Origin of the sequence: Aquabacter sp. L1I39 (assembly GCF_017742835.1) — a bacterium.
Taxonomy (GTDB): Bacteria; Pseudomonadota; Alphaproteobacteria; order Rhizobiales; family Xanthobacteraceae; genus L1I39.
On record NZ_CP072392.1, the window covers coordinates 3,256,882 to 3,272,907 of the forward strand.

Genomic DNA, 16,026 nt, shown 5'->3' on the forward strand with positions numbered 1-16,026 from the left:
GCCGGTGCACGAAGGCACCGGCCAGCGGGAGGAAAGGGATGAGGCGAGGGCGCGCGGCGTCCTCTCCTCGAAACGTTCAGTTGGACGGATAGGGCCGGTGAAGCTGCACCTCGGGATTGAGGGAGACACCGAAGCCCGGCTTGTCCAGCGCGGACGCCTTCAGGCGGCCGTTCACCGGCACCGGCTCGTCCAGAAGCAGCGGGTGGAAGGCGGGGCGCACCTCGTCCGCATTGGGCGCGCTCATGATGATTTCCGTGAACGGGCTGTTATGGCGCGTGATCACGAAATGGTAGCTGTAGGGGCCCGAGCCGTGGGGCACCATGAGCTTGCCATGGGCGTCCGCGAGCGCCGAGATCTTGATCAGCTCGGTGATGCCACCGCACCAATTCACGTCGGGTTGGATGATGTCGCAGCAATTCATCTCCAGCAGCATGCGGAAGCCCCAGCGGGTGGCCTCGTGCTCGCCGGTGGTCACCAGCATGCCGGTGGGTGCCTGGCGCTTGAGTTCGGCATAGCCCCAATAATCGTCGGGGGAGAGGCACTCCTCGATCCACTTGAGGCCGAATTCCTGCGCCTTGTGGGCAAGGCGGATCGAATAGTTGAGGTCGAGCGCCATCCAGCAATCATACATCAGCCAGAAGTCGTCGCCGACCTTGCTGCGCATGTCCGCAAGCAGCTCGATATTCTTCTTCAGGCCCTCGTCGCCCTCGGCGGGGCCGTGGAGCAAGGGCAGCTTGCCGCCGATGAAGCCCATCTGCTTCGCGAGGTCCGGCCGGGCGCCGGTGGCATAGAAGGACAGTTCGTCCCGCACCGGGCCGCCGAGCAAGGCATGAACCGGCTCGCCGCGGATCTTGCCGAGCAAGTCCCACAGGGCGATGTCGACGCCGGAAATGGTGTTCACCACCACGCCCTTGCGGCCATAGAACTGGGTGCCGAAATACATCTGGTCCCAGATCTTCTCGATCTCGGTCACCTGCCGGCCGATCAGGAAGCGGGAGAGGTGCTTCTCCACGATGAAGGCGCCGATCTCGCCCGCTGTGGTGACGCCGACGCCCACTGTGCCGTCGGAGGCCTCCACCTCGACCACCAGCGTGCCGAGCACATTGATGCCGAAGGAGCGGCGGCTCTGCCGGTATTCCTCATAGCGCGCCATGGGGGTGGCGATATGATCGTCGATCCAGTGATAACCCTGGGTGTCGTGATAATCGGCGCCGCCGCCGCGCACGGTGAACGCGCGGACCGCCTTGATGGTCGGCATGGCCATGGTCTTGTCTCCTTATCGCCCCGCGCGCGGCGCGGGGCGTTTGGGTTTCCAAAAGCGGGCAGGGTTCAGGCGCGCTTGGCCTTGGACGAAACGGGCATGGTCGTGGCCCGGCCGATGGCCAGGATGAGGACCGCACCCAGAAGTGTGGTGCCGGCCAGCAAATAGAGGCCGGCGGCCTGCGAGGCGAAGGCGGCCTCCGCCCAGGTCTTCACATTGGGCGCCACGAAGCCGCCCAACGCGCCCAGCGAATTGATGAGGGCGATGCCGCCCGCCGCAGCCACGCCGCCGAGATAATCGGTGGGGAAGGTCCAGAAGATGGGCTGCACGGCGATGAAGCCTGCCGCCGCAAAGCACAGGGCGATCAGCGCCAAAGCCGGCGACGTGGTGGCCACCGAGGCGGCGATGCCGAGGCCGGACACGGCGAGGATGGTGGCGGCATAGCCCCGCCGGTTGCCCGAGGCATCCGACATGCGCGGCAGCACATAGGCGGCAACGAGTGCACACACCCACGGAATGGCCGAGACGAAGCCCACCTGCAGGCCCACCTTCGTGCCGAGCAGGTTCGCCACCTGCGTCGGCAGGTAGAAGACGACGCCATACACGCTCATCTGGATAAGGAAATAGATGAGCGCGAAATGCAGCACCTTCATGTTGCGCATGGCCGCCAGCAGATGGGCGGGCCCATGGGCGGTCTTGTGGCTCTCCTCGGCGGCGATGGCGCGTCCGAGCTCATCCTTCTGCGCCTGCGTGAGCCACTTGGCGTCGGCCGGCTTGTTGTCCAAGTAGAAATAGGCCCACACGCCGACGACCACCGCCAACAGGCCCTCCACCATGAACATCCACTGCCAGCCATGCAGGCCGCCGAGGCCGTGCCACTCCAGCAGCAGGCCAGAGAGCGGCGAGCCGAAGATGAAGGCGAGCGGGGCGCCGAAATAGAACAGGCCCATGGCCCGGCCGCGCGCGAAGGAGGGGAACCAATAGGTCAGATAGAGGATCACGCCCGGGAAGAAGCCGGCCTCCGCGGCGCCGAGCAGAACGCGCAGCGTATAGAAGGTGGTTTCATTGTGTGCGAACATCATGGCGGCGGAGATCAGGCCCCAGGTGACCATGATACGCGCCATCCAGATCTTGGCGCCCACGCGATGCATGATGATGTTCGAGGGCACCTCGAACAGGGCATAGCTCAGGAAGAAGATGGAGGCGCCGAGCGCGAAGGCGGCGTCGGAGATGCCGGTATCCGCCTGGAATGCCTTCTTGGCGAAGCCCACATTGGCCCGGTCCAGGAAGGCGAGCACATACATGAGCAACAGGAACGGCAGCAGCCGCTTGGTGACCTTGGAAATCGTCGCCTGAAGCGACGGGGACGGGGCAGGCATCAGCCTCTCCATATGGAACGTTGCCTCCGACCGTCTCGGGGTCATTCCCGGACGATTCTGTTCTTGGCGCGCCCGGTCCTGCCGGGCGCGCGGGAGACGGCGGCCTCATGCCGCCAGGATCTGTCAGGAATGGGGGTCAGTAGACGGCGCGGCCGCCGGAAATGTCGAACACCGCGCCGGTGGAGAAGGCGCATTCGGCAGAGGACAGCCAGGCAATGAGGGCTGCGGCCTCGTCCACCTCCAGGAAGCGGCCCATGGGGATCTTCGACAGCATGAAGTCGATATGCTCCTGCTTCATCTGGTTGAAGATCTCGGTGCGGGCGGCGGCAGGCGTGATGCAGTTCACCAGGATGTTCGACTGCGCCAGTTCCTTGCCCAGCGACTTGGTGAGGCCGATGAGGCCTGCCTTGGAGGCCGAATAATGGGAGGCGTTGGGATTGCCTTCCTTGCCGGCGATGGAGGCGACATTCACGATGCGCCCCCAGCCATTGGCGATGAGGTGCGGCACCACCACCTTGCAGGTGATGAAGGGCCCGACGAGATTGACGTCGATCACCCGCCGCCACACCTCGGTCTCCAGCTCCCAGAGCTTGGCATTGCCGCCGGTGATGCCGGCATTGTTGACGAGGATGTCAATCTTGCCATGGCTGGCGAGGACGCCCTGCGTGGCTGCGACCACGGAGGCTTCGTCGGTCAATTCCACGGTCTGGGTGCTCACCGTGCCAAGCTTGGAGAGCTCGGCGGCCGCCTCCGCGAGGCGGGTGGCGTCGATATCCCACAGGCTCACCTGCGCGCCGGAGGCGAGCATGCGCTGGGCGGTGGCATAACCGATGCCGCGGGCGCCGCCGGTGATGATGGCGACGCGGTCCTGAAGGTCGATCTTGGTCATGATTTCCTGCTCCCTCAGGCCTGGACGGTGGTCTGGCGCTGTTCGCCGAGGCCGGCAATGCCGAGCCGCATGACCTGCCCCGCCTTCAGATAGACGGGGGGCTTCTGTCCAAGGCCGACGCCGGGCGGCGTGCCGGTGGAGATGATGTCGCCCGGCTGGAGGCTCATGAATTGGCTGATATAGCTCACCACATGGGCGACGCCGAAGATCATGGTGCGGGTGGAGCCGTCCTGGTAGCGATGGCCATCCACTTCCAGCCACATGTGCAAGTCCTGCGGGTCCTTCACCTCGTCGGCGGTGACCAGCCAGGGGCCGATGGGGCCGAACGTGTCACAGCCTTTGCCCTTGTCCCATTGGCCGCCGCGCTCGATCTGAAAGGCGCGCTCGGAGACATCGTTGACGATGCAATAGCCGGCCACATGGGCGAGAGCGTCGGCTTCGCTCACATATTTGGCGGTCTTGCCGATGACGATGCCCAGTTCCACTTCCCAGTCGGTCTTCTGCGAGCCGCGGGGAATCTCCACATCGTCATTGGGGCCGACGATGGAGCTGGTGGCCTTCATGAACAGCACCGGCTCTTCGGGCACCGGCAGGCCGCTCTCGGCCGCGTGGTCGGAATAGTTGAGGCCCACGCACACGAACTTGCCCACATTGCCCACGCAGGCCCCGAGGCGGGGATTGCCGTCCACCAGCGGCAGGCTTGCGGTGTCCACAGCCTTCAGGCGCTCCAGGCTGTCGGGGAGCAGCGCGGCGCCGGCAATGTCGGGCACGAGGGCGGAGAGGTCGCGCAGGCGGCCCTCGGCGTCGATGAGGCCAGGGCGTTCCTGCCCCGCCGCGCCATAGCGAACGAGCTTCATTCTAGTCCTCCCATGCGGTTGGCCGTTGCTTCGGTCACGGCCGGACCGTTTGAGCCATTTCGCGCGGGACGCTAGCCGACTGATCGATAACGCGATAATGAGAAGTTCTGTTCAGTCCATTCCATTTGGTTATCGCCATGCGCGACCTCGGCCCGCCCACCCTTCTCTCGCGCCTGCGCTTCAAGCAGCTTCGTCTCGTGGATGTGCTGGGGCGGACCGGCAACCTGCGCCGCACGGCTGTTGAGCTGAACATGACCCAGCCCGCCGCCACCAAGATCTTGCAGGACCTGGAGGAGATGCTGGGCGTGCGGCTGTTCGAGCGCACCCCGCGCGCCATGGTGGCCACCGAGATCGGCGCCCATGTGGTGGACTATGCCCGTCGCGCGCTCACCGATGGCGAGCGTTTCGTCAGCGGCCTCGCCAATCTGAAGCGTGGCGGTTATGGCGCGCTGGCACTGGGGGCTATCATGGCCACTGCCTCGGACCTCTTGCCGCGCGCCATCGCGGAGTTGAAACGCCAGCGCCCGCTGATGACCATCCAGGTGCTGGCCACCACGTCGGACCAATTGATCGCCGCCCTTGATCGCGGCGAACTGGACCTCGTCATCGGCCGCATTCCCTCGGTGCGGGACCGGGCGAAGTTCGACTTCGAGCCGCTGTCGAAGGAGGAATTGTGGGCGTTCGCGGCCACCTCGCACCCGCTGGCCGGGCGCACGCATCTGGACCTCGCCGACATGGGCGACATGCCCTGGGTGCTGCAGCCGGCGCCGAGCCCCATGCGTCTCCTCATCGACACCGCCTTCGCGGCGGCCGGCCTGCGGACGCTGGACAATCTGGTGGAGACCTCCTCCATCTTCGCCACCCTCAATCTGGTGCGGCACGCGGGCATGATTTCCATGCTGCCGAAGACCATCGTGGCGCAGGAGGTGGCGAGCGGCGGCTTCGTGCGGTTGCCGCTGGAGGTGGAGGGGCGCCTGGACCCCTATGGCATCGTCACGCCGAAGGGTGTGGCTATGACGCCGAACGCCAGCGACTTCCTGACCATTCTCAAGGCGCTGGTGGCGCAGGATGCGGCCGAGGCGGCGGCGCGTCCGCGCCCCACCCGAAAGGTACGCGCAGGCCGGCGGCCAAGGGACACGCCGGCCTGATTGGAAGCTCACGCCGCCGTGGCAATCCGGGCCAACGGCGTCTCCACGTCGCGCACCAGGCTCTCGCGAGAAATGCCGGCGAGCGTCTTGGCGCCGGTGAGCGTCATGGCCACCCGCATCTCCTTGGCGATGAGGTCGAGCACATTCTCCACGCCCTTGCCGCCGGCGGTGGCGAGCGCATAGACGAAGGCCCGGCCCAGCAGCACGCCATCCGCCCCCTGGGCCACCATGCGCACCACATCGAGGCCGTTGCGGATGCCGGAATCGGCCATCAGCGTCAGCTGGCCCTTCACCTTGTCGGCGATGGCGGGCAGGGCTCGCGCCGAGGACAAAACGCCGTCGAGCTGCCGTCCGCCATGGTTCGACACCACGATGCCGTCCGCGCCGAAGCGCACCGCATCCTCCGCATCCTCAGGGTCCAGAATACCCTTGATCACCATGGGTCCCTTCCAGAATTCGCGGATCCATTCCAGGTCGCGCCAGCCAATGGCGGGATCGAAATTCGCCCCGAGCCAGCCCACATAATCCTCAAGGGTCGTTTTGTGCCCGCGATAAGCCGAGACGTTTCCAAGATCGTGTGGCCGCCCCATCAGCCCCACATCGAACGCCCAGGCCGGATGCGTCATGGCCTGGATGATCCGGCGGATCGCCGCATTGGGGCCGGACATGCCGGAATGGGCGTCGCGATAGCGCGCGCCGGGCACCGGCATGTCCACGGTGAAGACCAGTGTGCGGATGCCGGCCGCCCAGGCCCGCTCCAGTGCATTCTTCATGAAGCCCCGGTCTTTCAGCACATAGAGCTGGAACCACATGGGACGCGCCAGCTGGCTTTGCACCTCCTCAATGGGGCACACGGAGACCGTGGACAAGGTGAATTGCACGCCCCGGCTGAACGCCGCTTTCGCCGCCTGAACCTCCCCCCGGCGTGCAAACATGCCGGTCAGGCCCACGGGGGCTAGGGCGAGGGGCATGGACAGGTGTTCGCCGAACAGGTTGGCGGAGAGGTCCACCTCGCCCACGCTTTTCAGGACACGCTGGCGCAGCGCCAGGAGCGACAGGTCGGAGACATTGCGCCCCAGCGTATACTCCGAATAGGCACCGCCATCGATGTAATGGAACAGGAAGGGTGGCAGGCGGCGGCGGGCGGCTTCGCGATAGTCCGCGGAGGAGGAGATGATCACGGCGTGGCGTCTTTCATTGGGCGGGTCTGAGACAAAGCGCGGGAGGAGCGGTGCCGCCTGTCCGCATCCTCCTCGATCTTGCGGAGCGTTTGCTCGACGAAGTCGAGATGCCGGCGCGCGGTCTCGCGCGCATCCTCGGCGCGCCCTTCGCGGATGGCCGCGACGATGGCGCGGTGCTGGTCATCCAGTTCGTGCGCTGTGCGGGGCAGAAGATAGAGCCGCTCAAGGCTTTGGGAGATGCTCTGGCGCAGGAGGTCGAACAGGCCGGACATCACCTGCCGCAGCACCGCATTGTGCGAGGCCTCGGCAATGGCCATGTGGAACGCCGCGTCGGCCCGTGCCTGCGAAGCGGCGTCAACGTTCGCCGATCCGGTGACAGTGCGCAGTGCGGCGTCAAGGCGGGCCAAGTCTTCCGCGCCGGCACGCAAGGCGGCGTGATAGGCCATGTCGGCATCCAGCGATTTGCGGATTTCCATCACATCGCGCCAATAGCCCGGCTCCGCCTCGGCCATGGACGCCAAGGGGGCGAAGGCCTGACCCAGTGGCTCAGTGGGCTCGGCCACGAAGCTGCCTCCGCCACGGCGGGTCACCAGGCGGCCACGGCTCGCCAGGTGTCGGATGGCCTCCCGCAGCGTGGGACGGGACACGTTCAGCTCGGCGGCAAGGACGCGCTCGGCCGGCAGGCGCGCGCCGGGCTCCAGGCGCCGTTGGGCGATCAGCGTTTCGATTGCGTCCGCGAGGTTTGCCAAGGCCAGACCTTCCGGCGAAATTGAAAATTGGATAGGCCAATTACCCGAATGAGCGAGCTGAAAGGGTAATGCATCCGTGTTTTCAAGATTTCAAGGCAAAAAATTGGTCTGACCAAACTGTGGTACGCGACCTCTCTTACACGCAAATCCGCGCACCCCATCGCGACACCGGCGTCCAAGGCGCTTGAATTGACGCCGCCGCGGCGGCTATAGCTTGCCGCCACGGGTTGCCCGGACGCGGCACCCGCTTCACCTTCAATGTCAATCTGGCGTGGGAACCGCGTGCCGGTCTGCTGCCATGTAGGAGGCCGTGCGACGTGGCGAAGGCGGGGCGAGGTCGAAGCCAGGCACAGCAATCGGATGCTCAGCGGGAAGAAGATCCCAGGGAGCGGATCCTGGCGGCGGCGCAGCGCGTGTTTCTGGAACAAGGCTTTGAATTGGCCACCGTCCGCGAGATCACTTTGCGCGCCGAGGTGAATGTCTCTGCCATCAACTACTATTTCGGCTCCAAGGATGAGTTGTTGGGGGCGGTGCTCGACCGCATCATGCAGCCCTACACGGAGGCGCGTGTGAGCGCACTTGAGGGGGCTGAGCGGGAGGCGGGGGGCAACGGGCCGTCGCTTACGCAAATTGTCGAAGCCTTGATCCGCCCGATGGTGGAGTTGAGCCGCGATGCAACGGGCGCCCGCCCGCTCACCCGCCTCATCCAGCAGATCCGTGCGCGTCCGAACGAGGGCACCTCGCGCTTTTTTACCCAGCGGGTGGATCCGTCCGTCTTCCAGTTCATTAATGCGTTCCAGCGCGCCCTGCCTCATCTTGACCGCGCGGACCTCTTCTGGCGCTACAACTTCGCTATCGGGGCCGTGATGCAGGTTCTGATCGACTCCGATCCTGCCACTTTCCGCCTAAAGCGGCTGTCGGGCGACCTCTGCGACACCAGTGACGAGGATGAGATTATCGCCCAGTTGGTGGCCTTCGTCTCCGCCGGCTTTCGGGCGCCGTCCGCCATCAAGGCGCGGTCCGAAGCAATCTGACGTCAACAAGCCGTTGCAGTTGAAGAAGGAGTGGCCGGCCCATGCGCCGCGCCGCCGGTTGCCTTGTTGCGTCTCTTTGGCTGCAGATGATCGCATCTTAGGCAAGATGACGCCGCCTTTTTGTGCGGCGTGCCTCAGGAATGCCGTTGACTGCTGAGCCGATTAAATTACGTTTCAAACAGTGATTGAATTTCTCAAGGAAGCAGCGGATGTCCACCTCCCCCGCACGGAAGATCACCGGCTCGTTCGTCGCCCTGGTCACGCCCTTTGATCGGTCTGGACGCGTGGATTTCGGTGCCTTTCGTGAGTTGCTGTCCTTTCACGAGGCGAACGGCACCGGTGCTGTGCTGATCATGGGCTCGACCGGCGAAGTCTCCATGCTGTCTGCAGATGAGCGGCGGGAGATTATTGTAGAAACGTCGAAGATGAAATCGGACCGGATGCCGATCTTCTTTGGCTGCACCGGGAGTAATACGGAGACTACCATTGAGAACGTACGCTTCGCCCGTGCCAATGGGGCGGACGGGGCAATCCTGGCGGCGCCGGCCTATATTTGCGCGCCGGAGGCGGATATTGAGCGCTTCTTCCTTGATGTGGCCGATGCGAGCGATCTGCCACTCGGGATCTACAACAATCCGCCCCGTGTGAAGACCGATCTGCACTGGGATCATCTTTTACGCATCTTCAAGCACCCCAATTATGTGGTGCACAAGGAATCCACCACCCGCGTGGGTCAGGTGGCCCAGATCCTGGCGGCGCGGCCCGACGTTTCGGTGATGTGTTGCGACAGCCCCAATCTGGGCCTTGTGGTGCCCACCATGAGCTTGGGTGGACATGGCACGGCGAACATGAGCGGCAATATCGCGCCCGCCGAAGTGGCCTATATGTCCCGCCCCTGGGCGAGCTATGACGAGGCCGAAGGGTTCAAGCAGAGCTACCTGAAACTCTTGCCTCTGCTTCATTACAACTATTCCGCGATCAATCCGGTGGCAGTGAAGTCGCTGATGAAGGCGGTGGGCCTTCCCGTCGGCGAACTGCGCCGGCCGCTCACGGGGCTCGAGGGCGAGGCGTTGGCGCGCGGCGTGCGGATCGTCCAGGAGCTTGGCCTCGACAAGGTCTATGGCTGGAAGATCGCCCCGATCTCCGCCGTTGCGGCCTGAGGCGCGGCCATGGATCTCGGCCTCTCCGGGCGCAGGGCGCTACTGACCGGCAGCAGCCGCGGCATGGGCCGGGCGGCGGCCTTTGCCCTCGCCGGGGAGGGTGTGGAACTCACTCTTCTTGCTCGCACGCCCGATGTGCTTGAGCAGACTGCGGCGGAGATCCGGGCGCGTGCAGGCGTCCGGGTCACCACCGTGGCGGGGGATATCACCACCGCCGCCGGCCGCGCCGCGGCGCTTGAGGCGTGTCCGGAGCCGGACATCCTGGTCAACAATGCCGATGGCGAGTTGCCTGGCGACTTTCGCAACTGGTCGCGGGACGACTGGATGCGGGGTGTCGAGAAGATGATGCTGACGCCCATCGAGATGATCCGCCTCACGGTGGATGGAATGATGGCGCGCCGCTTTGGTCGGATCGTGAATATCGTCTCCCGCAGCGTCAAGATTGCGCAGCCTGAACTTGGCATGTCCAATGCTGCGCGGTCTGGCCTGGTGGGATTTGTTGCCGGGCTGGCGCGGCAGACGGTGGCGCACAACGTCACCATCAACAACATCCTGCCCGGCATCATCGCCTCCGACGGCCAGCGCGGGCATGTGGAGGAACTGGCGCGGGTGACCGGTCGCCCCTTCGAGGAGATCTGGGCGCAGCGGGCGGCGCAGAATCCCGCGGGGCGCTATGGTGAGCCGGACGAGGTGGGGGCCTATATTGCCTTCCTGTGCTCGACCAAGGCTGGCTTCGTGAATGCGCAGAACTTGATGATTGACGGGGGCCAGTATCCCGGAACGTACTGAGTATTGGTGAACCAGTAATCGGCGCGGGCGGGGGTCCGCTGTCTGTCGCAGGAGGCTAGACATGAAGATGTTCCACGCGCTTTCCATTGCGCTTGCACTGGTGGCCCCAGTGGCGCCTGCTGCGGCGCAGGGCTTTCCCGACCGGCCGGTGACCATCGTGGTCCCCTATCCACCCGGCGGCTCCGTGGACGGTGTGGCGCGGGCGCTTGCGACAGCGCTCCAGGCCAAGACTGGCAAGGCTTTCGTGGTGGACAACCGGGCCGGCGGGGCCGGCGGCGTGGTAGGCTCGTCCGAGGTGGCGAAGGCGGCCCCGGATGGCTACACCATCCTCCTGGATGCCTCCATCCATGTGGTGACGCCGCTCATCAACAAGAATGTATCCTATAATATCTTCAAAGATTTCACGCCCATCGGCGAAGTCGCCGAAGGTCCTCTTCTCATTACCACCAACCCGAAGGTGAAGGCCGACACGCTGAAGGACTTCTTCGCGCTCGCCAAGGCGAAGCCCGACGATTTCTCTTTTGCAACATCGGGTTACGGCTCGGCCGGGCACCTGGCGGTGGAGATGCTGAAGCAGAAGGCCGGGGTGGATGTGGATGTGATCGCCTATAAGGGCGGCGGACCGGCCCTGAACGATATGATGGGTGGCCAGGTGCAGCTGATCGCCGATCCCATGCTGTCCTCCCTGCCTTATGTAAAGTCCGGTCGTCTCAAGGCCTTAGCGGTCACCAGCAAGACACGCTCGCCGCTCGCGCCGGATGTGCCCACCGTGGATGAGGCGGGTATGGGACCGTTCGAGATGGTGTCCTGGTATGCCGTCTGGGGTCCCCGCAACCTCGATGCCAAGGCCTCGGAATTCCTTGTGAGCAACGTTTCGGCGGTGGTGAACTCCGACGAATTCAAGCAGAAGCTCGCAGTGTTCGGGTTTACTCCGAAGTACCGTGACCCGGAGGCGCTCCGCGCCTTCGAGCAAGATGAAAGTGCCCGCTATGACGTCATCGTCAAGGCGGCCAAAATCTCCGTCGAGTAAAACTGCGTCGAGTGAGACCATGACCCTCTCCCCCCCGGATCTCCTCCCAAGCCACACCTCCCGTCCCGGGCTGCGGCCCGGGAGCGGGGCGCGGGCGGGGCAGGGGGTAGGACCGGGGGCGGGACAGGAGGCGGGGGCCGGGCTGGTGGGCACCCATTGGGGGCTCTACCGGCACCGGGGGGACATCTCCACCCTCGCCGACTTCGAGGGTGACGGCGATCCGGCACGGTTCGGGCTCGGGCTTGCGGGGGACCGTCTCGCGCCGTGCCGGGTGCTGCGTCCGGCGGTCCGGCGCTCCTATCTGGAGCACGGACCGCTGGCGCGCCGGGGCCGGCGGGGGGCGGAGCCCTTCGTGGAGGTGTCGTGGGACGAGGCTTTGGACCTTGTGGCCGGCGAGATCCGGCGGGTGCGGGACACGCATGGGCCGGGCGCGCTCTATTCGGGTTCCTATGGCTGGTCGAGCGCGGGGCGCTTCCACCATGCGCAGAGCCAGCTCAAGCGCTTCTTTAATATGGCGGGCGGCTCGGTCCGTTCGGTTCAGACCTATAGCTACGCCGCCGGCGAGGTGCTGCTGCCCCATGTGATCGGCACGCAGGAAGGGCTGATCGCCGGCCATACCCCCTGGGCGGACCTGATCGGGCAGGCGGAGCTGATCGTCATGTTCGGCGGCACGCCCTTGCGCAATGCGCAGGTGAGCGCCGGTGGCATCGCCGCCCATACGGCGCGGGACGGGCTGCTGGCCTGCAAGGCGGCGGGGGCGGAGTTCGTCACGGTCAGCCCCATGCGGGCGGATGCGGCGGACGAATTGGGGGCGCAGTGGATGGCGCTGCGGCCCAACACGGATACGGCGCTCCTGCTGGCGCTGGCCTTCGTGCTGATCGCCGAGAACCGCCACGACCAGGCCTTCCTCGACCGCTTCACCACCGGCTTCGACACCTTCCGCGCCTATGTGACCGGCGCCAGCGACGGCATCCCGAAGGATCCGGACTGGGCGGCGGGCATCACCGGCCTCGCCCCATCCGACATCGTTGATCTCGCCCGGCGGATGGCCGGGCAGCGCACCTTCCTCATGATGGCCTGGTCGCTCCAGCGGGCGGATCATGGCGAGCAGCCTTATTGGGCGGCCATCGCCCTGGCGAGCCTGCTGGGCGGCATCGGCCGGCCGGGGGAAGGGTTCGGCTTTGGCTATGCGGCCATCGATGGAGTAGGCGTGCCCCATCCGGCGGTCTCCTGGCCCGCGCTGCCCCAAGGCCGCAATCCCGTGGACGACTACATCCCCGTCGCCCGCATTGCGGACATGCTGCTGTACCCCGGCGAGACCTATGACCATGACGGCGCCGCGCGCCGCTATCCCGACATCCGCCTCGTCTATTGGGCCGGCGGCAACCCCTTCCATCACCACCAGGATCTCAACCGGCTGGTGGAGGCGTGGCAGCGGCCGGAGACGGTGATCGCCCACGAGCATTGGTGGAACGCCCATGCCCGCCATGCGGACATCGTGCTCCCCGCCGCCACTTTCTTCGAGCGGGACGATCTGGTGGCGAGCGGCCGGGACCGCTTCCTGGCCTATTCCAGCCGCGCGGCGGAGCCGCCGGGCGTAGTTCGCACGGATTACGAGATCCTGGCCGGCGTCGCCGACCGGCTGGGCGTTGCGGCCGCCTATACGGAGGGGCGCGACGCGGAAGGCTGGCTGCGCTATCTCTACGACCAGGCCTGGGCCAATGCCGCCGCGCGCGGCTTCGATCTGCCGCCCTTCGAGGAGTTCCGGGCGCAGGGCCTCATCGACCTGCCGCCCAAGCCCGGTCCCCGGCCGCTTCTGGGCGCCTTCCGGGCCGATCCCGAGGGCCATCCCTTGCGCACGCCCTCGGGGCGGATCGAGCTGGGGTCGGCGCGCATTGCGAGCTTCGGCTATGGCGACTGCCCCGGCCATCCCGCCTGGCGCGCGCCGGCCGAATGGCTGGGGGCGCCACTGGCCGCGCGCTATCCCTTCCATCTGCTGTCCTGCCAGCCGGCGGACAAGCTGCACAGCCAATGGGACCATGCGGCCCCTTCCCGCCGCACCAAGGCCGGCGGGCGCCAGCCCATCCTCATGCATCCGCAGGACATGGCGGAGCGGGGCATCGGCGCCGGCGACGTGGTGGAGGTCTCAAGCCCGCGCGGGCGCTGCCTTGCGGTGGCCGAGCCGTGCGCGGGCCAGTTGCCCCAGGTGGTGCAACTGGCCACCGGCGCCTGGTTCGATCCGCTGGACCCTTCGACGCCCGGATCGCTGGAATTGAACGGCAATCCCAATGTGCTGACCGCCGACCATGGCACCTCGCGCCTCGGCCAGGGGCCGAGCCCCAATTCGTGCCTGGTGGATATCCGCCGCTTCGAGGGGGCCGTCCCTCCGGTGCGGGCCTATCGCCCGCCGGACCTGGTGCCGGACCCGCGCCCGGCCCAAGGTCCTTCCGCGCCTTCCGCGCGGTCCTCGTCTTCCCGTCCCCCTCACCCCTAGCCCCGCGCCCCGGAGGCCGATCATGTCTCCTCCCCTGTCGTCCTCCTCGCGGCCGTCCTCCTGGTTCAACCGGGACGTGGTGGCCGGCGCGTTGTTCCTGGCCATCGGCCTGTTCTTCCTGCTGAACGGCCTTGGCCTCTCCTTCGGCACCATGCGCAAGATCGGGCCGGGGGCTTTCCCCTCCATGGTGGCGGGGCTGCTCATCCTCACCGGCTTCGGGCTGTGCGTGAAGGGGCTGATCAGCCGCGGCCCGGTGGCCTCGGTCTTCAGCGCGCCGCGCCCGCTTCTGGCGGTGCTCGCCTCGCTCATCCTCTTTGGCGTGACGGTGCGCGATGCGGGCCTCCTGCCGTCCGTCCTGCTCTGCACGCTGGCGGCGGCGCTCGCCATGCGCCCGCTGCGCCTCGGCGTGATGACGCTCTACGGCATACTGGCCGGCATCTTCTGCTGCGCCGTCTTCATCACCGCGCTCGGCATGCCCATGCCGGTCATCGGTCCCTGGTTCCGCTTCTGAAGCGCCACCGCCCTCCCGTCAGGAGCATTCCATGGACACGCTGAGCTCCATTCTTCTGGGCCTCAACCAGGCCATCCTGCCCGTCAACCTGTTCTGGTGCTTCACGGGCGCGCTGCTGGGCACGCTGGTGGGCGTGCTGCCCGGCCTCGGCCCGGCCGCCACGGTGGCCATCCTCCTGCCCTTCACCATGGGGCTCGATCCGGTCACCGCGCTGATCATGCTGGCGGGCATCTATTACGGCGCGCAATATGGCGGCTCCACCACCGCCATTCTCCTGAACCTTCCGGGCGAAGCCTCCTCGGTCATCACCGCCATTGACGGCTACCGCATGGCGCGCAACGGCCGGGCGGGCGTGGCGCTGGCCACCGCCGGCATCGGCTCCTTCATCGCCGGCACCATCGCCACCTTCGTGCTCGCCTTCTTCGCCCCGGCTTTGGCCGAGGTGGGGCTGATGTTCGGGCCGGCGGAATATTTCGCCGTCATGGTGCTGGGGCTTCTCACCTCGGTGGTGCTGGCGCGCGGCTCGCTACCCATGGCGCTGGGCATGGTCTTCACCGGCATCCTGGTCGGCCTCGTGGGCCAGGACGTGCAGACCGCCGTGCCGCGCTTCACGCTGGGGCTCGAAGACCTCTCCGGCGGCGTCAATTTCGTCATCGTCGCCATGGGCATGTTCGGCATCGGCGAACTGGTGCGCGACCTGGAGAACCCGGAGAACCGCACCGTCATCCGCACCACGCTGGCCTCCCTGGTGCCGTCCCGCAGGGACTTCCGCCGCATGGCCATGCCCATCCTGCGCGGCACCGGCATCGGCTCGGTGCTGGGGCTGCTGCCGGGCTCGGGGGCGCTTCTGGCCTCCTTCGCCTCCTATGCGGTGGAAAAGCGCGTCGCCCGTCCGCCGGAAGGCTTCGGCAATGGCGCCATCGAGGGGGTGGCGGGGCCGGAGAGTGCCAATAATGCGGGCGCGCAGACCTCCTTCGTGCCCCTCCTCACGCTGGGCCTGCCCGCCAATGCGGTGATGGCCCTCATGGCCGGCGCACTCATCATGCAGGGCATCGCGCCGGGGCCGACGCTCATTTCCGAGCATCCGACCATCTTCTGGGGCGTCATCGCCTCCATGTGGATCGGCAATGCCATGCTGCTCGTGCTCAATCTGCCGCTCATCGGTCTGTGGACGAGCCTGCTCACGGTGCCGTTCCGCTATCTCTACCCGGCCATCATCATCTTCTGTGCCATCGGCACGTTGTCGCTGAACAATGCCCCCTTCGATCTGTGGCTGCTGGCCGGCTTCAGCCTCGCGGGCTACGTCTTCTCGAAGCTGGAATGCGATCCCGCGCCGCTCATCATGGGCATGATCCTCGGCCCGGCGCTGGAGGAGAATTTCCGCCGCGCCATGTCGGTGGCCAAGGGCAACCCGGCCATCTTCATCCACCGGCCCATCGCCGCCACCTTGCTGGCGCTGGCCGTCCTCCTGCTGGTCATCATGCTGCTGCCCAAGGTGAATGCCGCCCGCGAGGAGGCGTTCCAAGAATGAGCGGGGCGGGTAT

Annotated in this window: 14 protein-coding genes; 8 read left to right on the plus strand and 6 right to left on the minus strand. The window is 66.3% G+C overall.

Annotated elements, in window-relative coordinates:
* Window positions 1-76: 76 nt before the first annotated feature.
* The 4 genes from rhmD to J5J86_RS14740 all read right to left on the minus strand — a co-directional run bounded on the left by rhmD (window position 77) and on the right by J5J86_RS14740 (window position 4,386).
* On the minus strand, window positions 77-1,264 hold the full coding sequence (gene rhmD, locus J5J86_RS14725; protein ID WP_209099261.1) for an L-rhamnonate dehydratase: 1,188 nt from the start codon (window positions 1,262-1,264) through the stop codon (window positions 77-79).
* 65 nt (window positions 1,265-1,329) lie between these two features.
* Window positions 1,330-2,640 (minus strand): MFS transporter, encoded by a 1,311-nt coding sequence (locus J5J86_RS14730; RefSeq protein WP_247657619.1) that lies wholly within the window; start codon window positions 2,638-2,640, stop codon window positions 1,330-1,332.
* A 136-nt stretch (window positions 2,641-2,776) separates the two neighbouring features.
* A complete protein-coding gene (locus J5J86_RS14735; RefSeq protein ID WP_209099263.1) occupies window positions 2,777-3,529 on the minus strand; it encodes an SDR family NAD(P)-dependent oxidoreductase in 753 nt (250 codons plus the stop codon).
* Between the two features lie 14 nt (window positions 3,530-3,543).
* Window positions 3,544-4,386 carry a fumarylacetoacetate hydrolase family protein gene (locus tag J5J86_RS14740; protein WP_209099264.1) on the minus strand — a complete coding sequence of 281 codons (843 nt, stop codon included), beginning with the start codon at window positions 4,384-4,386 and terminating at the stop codon, window positions 3,544-3,546.
* A gap of 137 nt (window positions 4,387-4,523) precedes the next feature.
* Here J5J86_RS14740 and J5J86_RS14745 point away from each other — a divergent pair, with 137 nt between their 5' ends.
* The gene (locus J5J86_RS14745; protein ID WP_209099265.1) at window positions 4,524-5,534 is read left to right on the plus strand and encodes a LysR family transcriptional regulator; all 1,011 of its coding nucleotides are present in this window, start codon (window positions 4,524-4,526) and stop codon (window positions 5,532-5,534) included.
* An 8-nt stretch (window positions 5,535-5,542) separates the two neighbouring features.
* Here the strand turns inward: J5J86_RS14745 and lldD are convergent, their stop codons facing one another.
* Window positions 5,543-6,715 (minus strand): FMN-dependent L-lactate dehydrogenase LldD, encoded by a 1,173-nt coding sequence (lldD, locus tag J5J86_RS14750; protein ID WP_209099266.1) that lies wholly within the window; start codon window positions 6,713-6,715, stop codon window positions 5,543-5,545.
* Window positions 6,712-7,464, minus strand: a complete 753-nt coding sequence (locus J5J86_RS14755; RefSeq protein WP_209099267.1) for an FCD domain-containing protein — start codon at window positions 7,462-7,464, stop codon at window positions 6,712-6,714. The genes lldD and J5J86_RS14755 overlap by 4 nt, the downstream gene beginning before the upstream one ends.
* A gap of 317 nt (window positions 7,465-7,781) precedes the next feature.
* On the opposite strand from J5J86_RS14755, the gene J5J86_RS14760 reads away from it, so the two are divergent.
* The 7 genes from J5J86_RS14760 (at window position 7,782) to J5J86_RS14790 (ending at window position 16,013) form a co-directional block, all read left to right on the plus strand.
* Window positions 7,782-8,498: a TetR/AcrR family transcriptional regulator gene (locus J5J86_RS14760; RefSeq protein ID WP_209099272.1), complete on the plus strand. Its 717-nt coding sequence runs from the start codon at window positions 7,782-7,784 to the stop codon at window positions 8,496-8,498.
* Between the two features lie 209 nt (window positions 8,499-8,707).
* A complete protein-coding gene (locus J5J86_RS14765; RefSeq protein ID WP_209099274.1) occupies window positions 8,708-9,658 on the plus strand; it encodes a 4-hydroxy-tetrahydrodipicolinate synthase family protein in 951 nt (316 codons plus the stop codon).
* Window positions 9,659-9,667: 9 nt separating this feature from the next.
* A complete protein-coding gene (locus tag J5J86_RS14770) occupies window positions 9,668-10,447 on the plus strand; it encodes an SDR family oxidoreductase (protein WP_209099276.1) in 780 nt (259 codons plus the stop codon).
* Between the two features lie 61 nt (window positions 10,448-10,508).
* Entirely contained in the window at window positions 10,509-11,477 is a 969-nt protein-coding gene (locus J5J86_RS14775) for a Bug family tripartite tricarboxylate transporter substrate binding protein (protein WP_209099278.1), read from the plus strand.
* A 19-nt stretch (window positions 11,478-11,496) separates the two neighbouring features.
* A complete protein-coding gene (locus J5J86_RS14780) occupies window positions 11,497-13,971 on the plus strand; it encodes a molybdopterin-dependent oxidoreductase (RefSeq protein WP_209099280.1) in 2,475 nt (824 codons plus the stop codon).
* A gap of 22 nt (window positions 13,972-13,993) precedes the next feature.
* A complete protein-coding gene (locus J5J86_RS14785) occupies window positions 13,994-14,482 on the plus strand; it encodes a tripartite tricarboxylate transporter TctB family protein (RefSeq protein WP_209099282.1) in 489 nt (162 codons plus the stop codon).
* Window positions 14,483-14,513: 31 nt separating this feature from the next.
* Window positions 14,514-16,013 carry a tripartite tricarboxylate transporter permease gene (locus tag J5J86_RS14790; RefSeq protein WP_209099284.1) on the plus strand — a complete coding sequence of 500 codons (1,500 nt, stop codon included), beginning with the start codon at window positions 14,514-14,516 and terminating at the stop codon, window positions 16,011-16,013.
* Window positions 16,014-16,026: the final 13 nt, after the last annotated feature.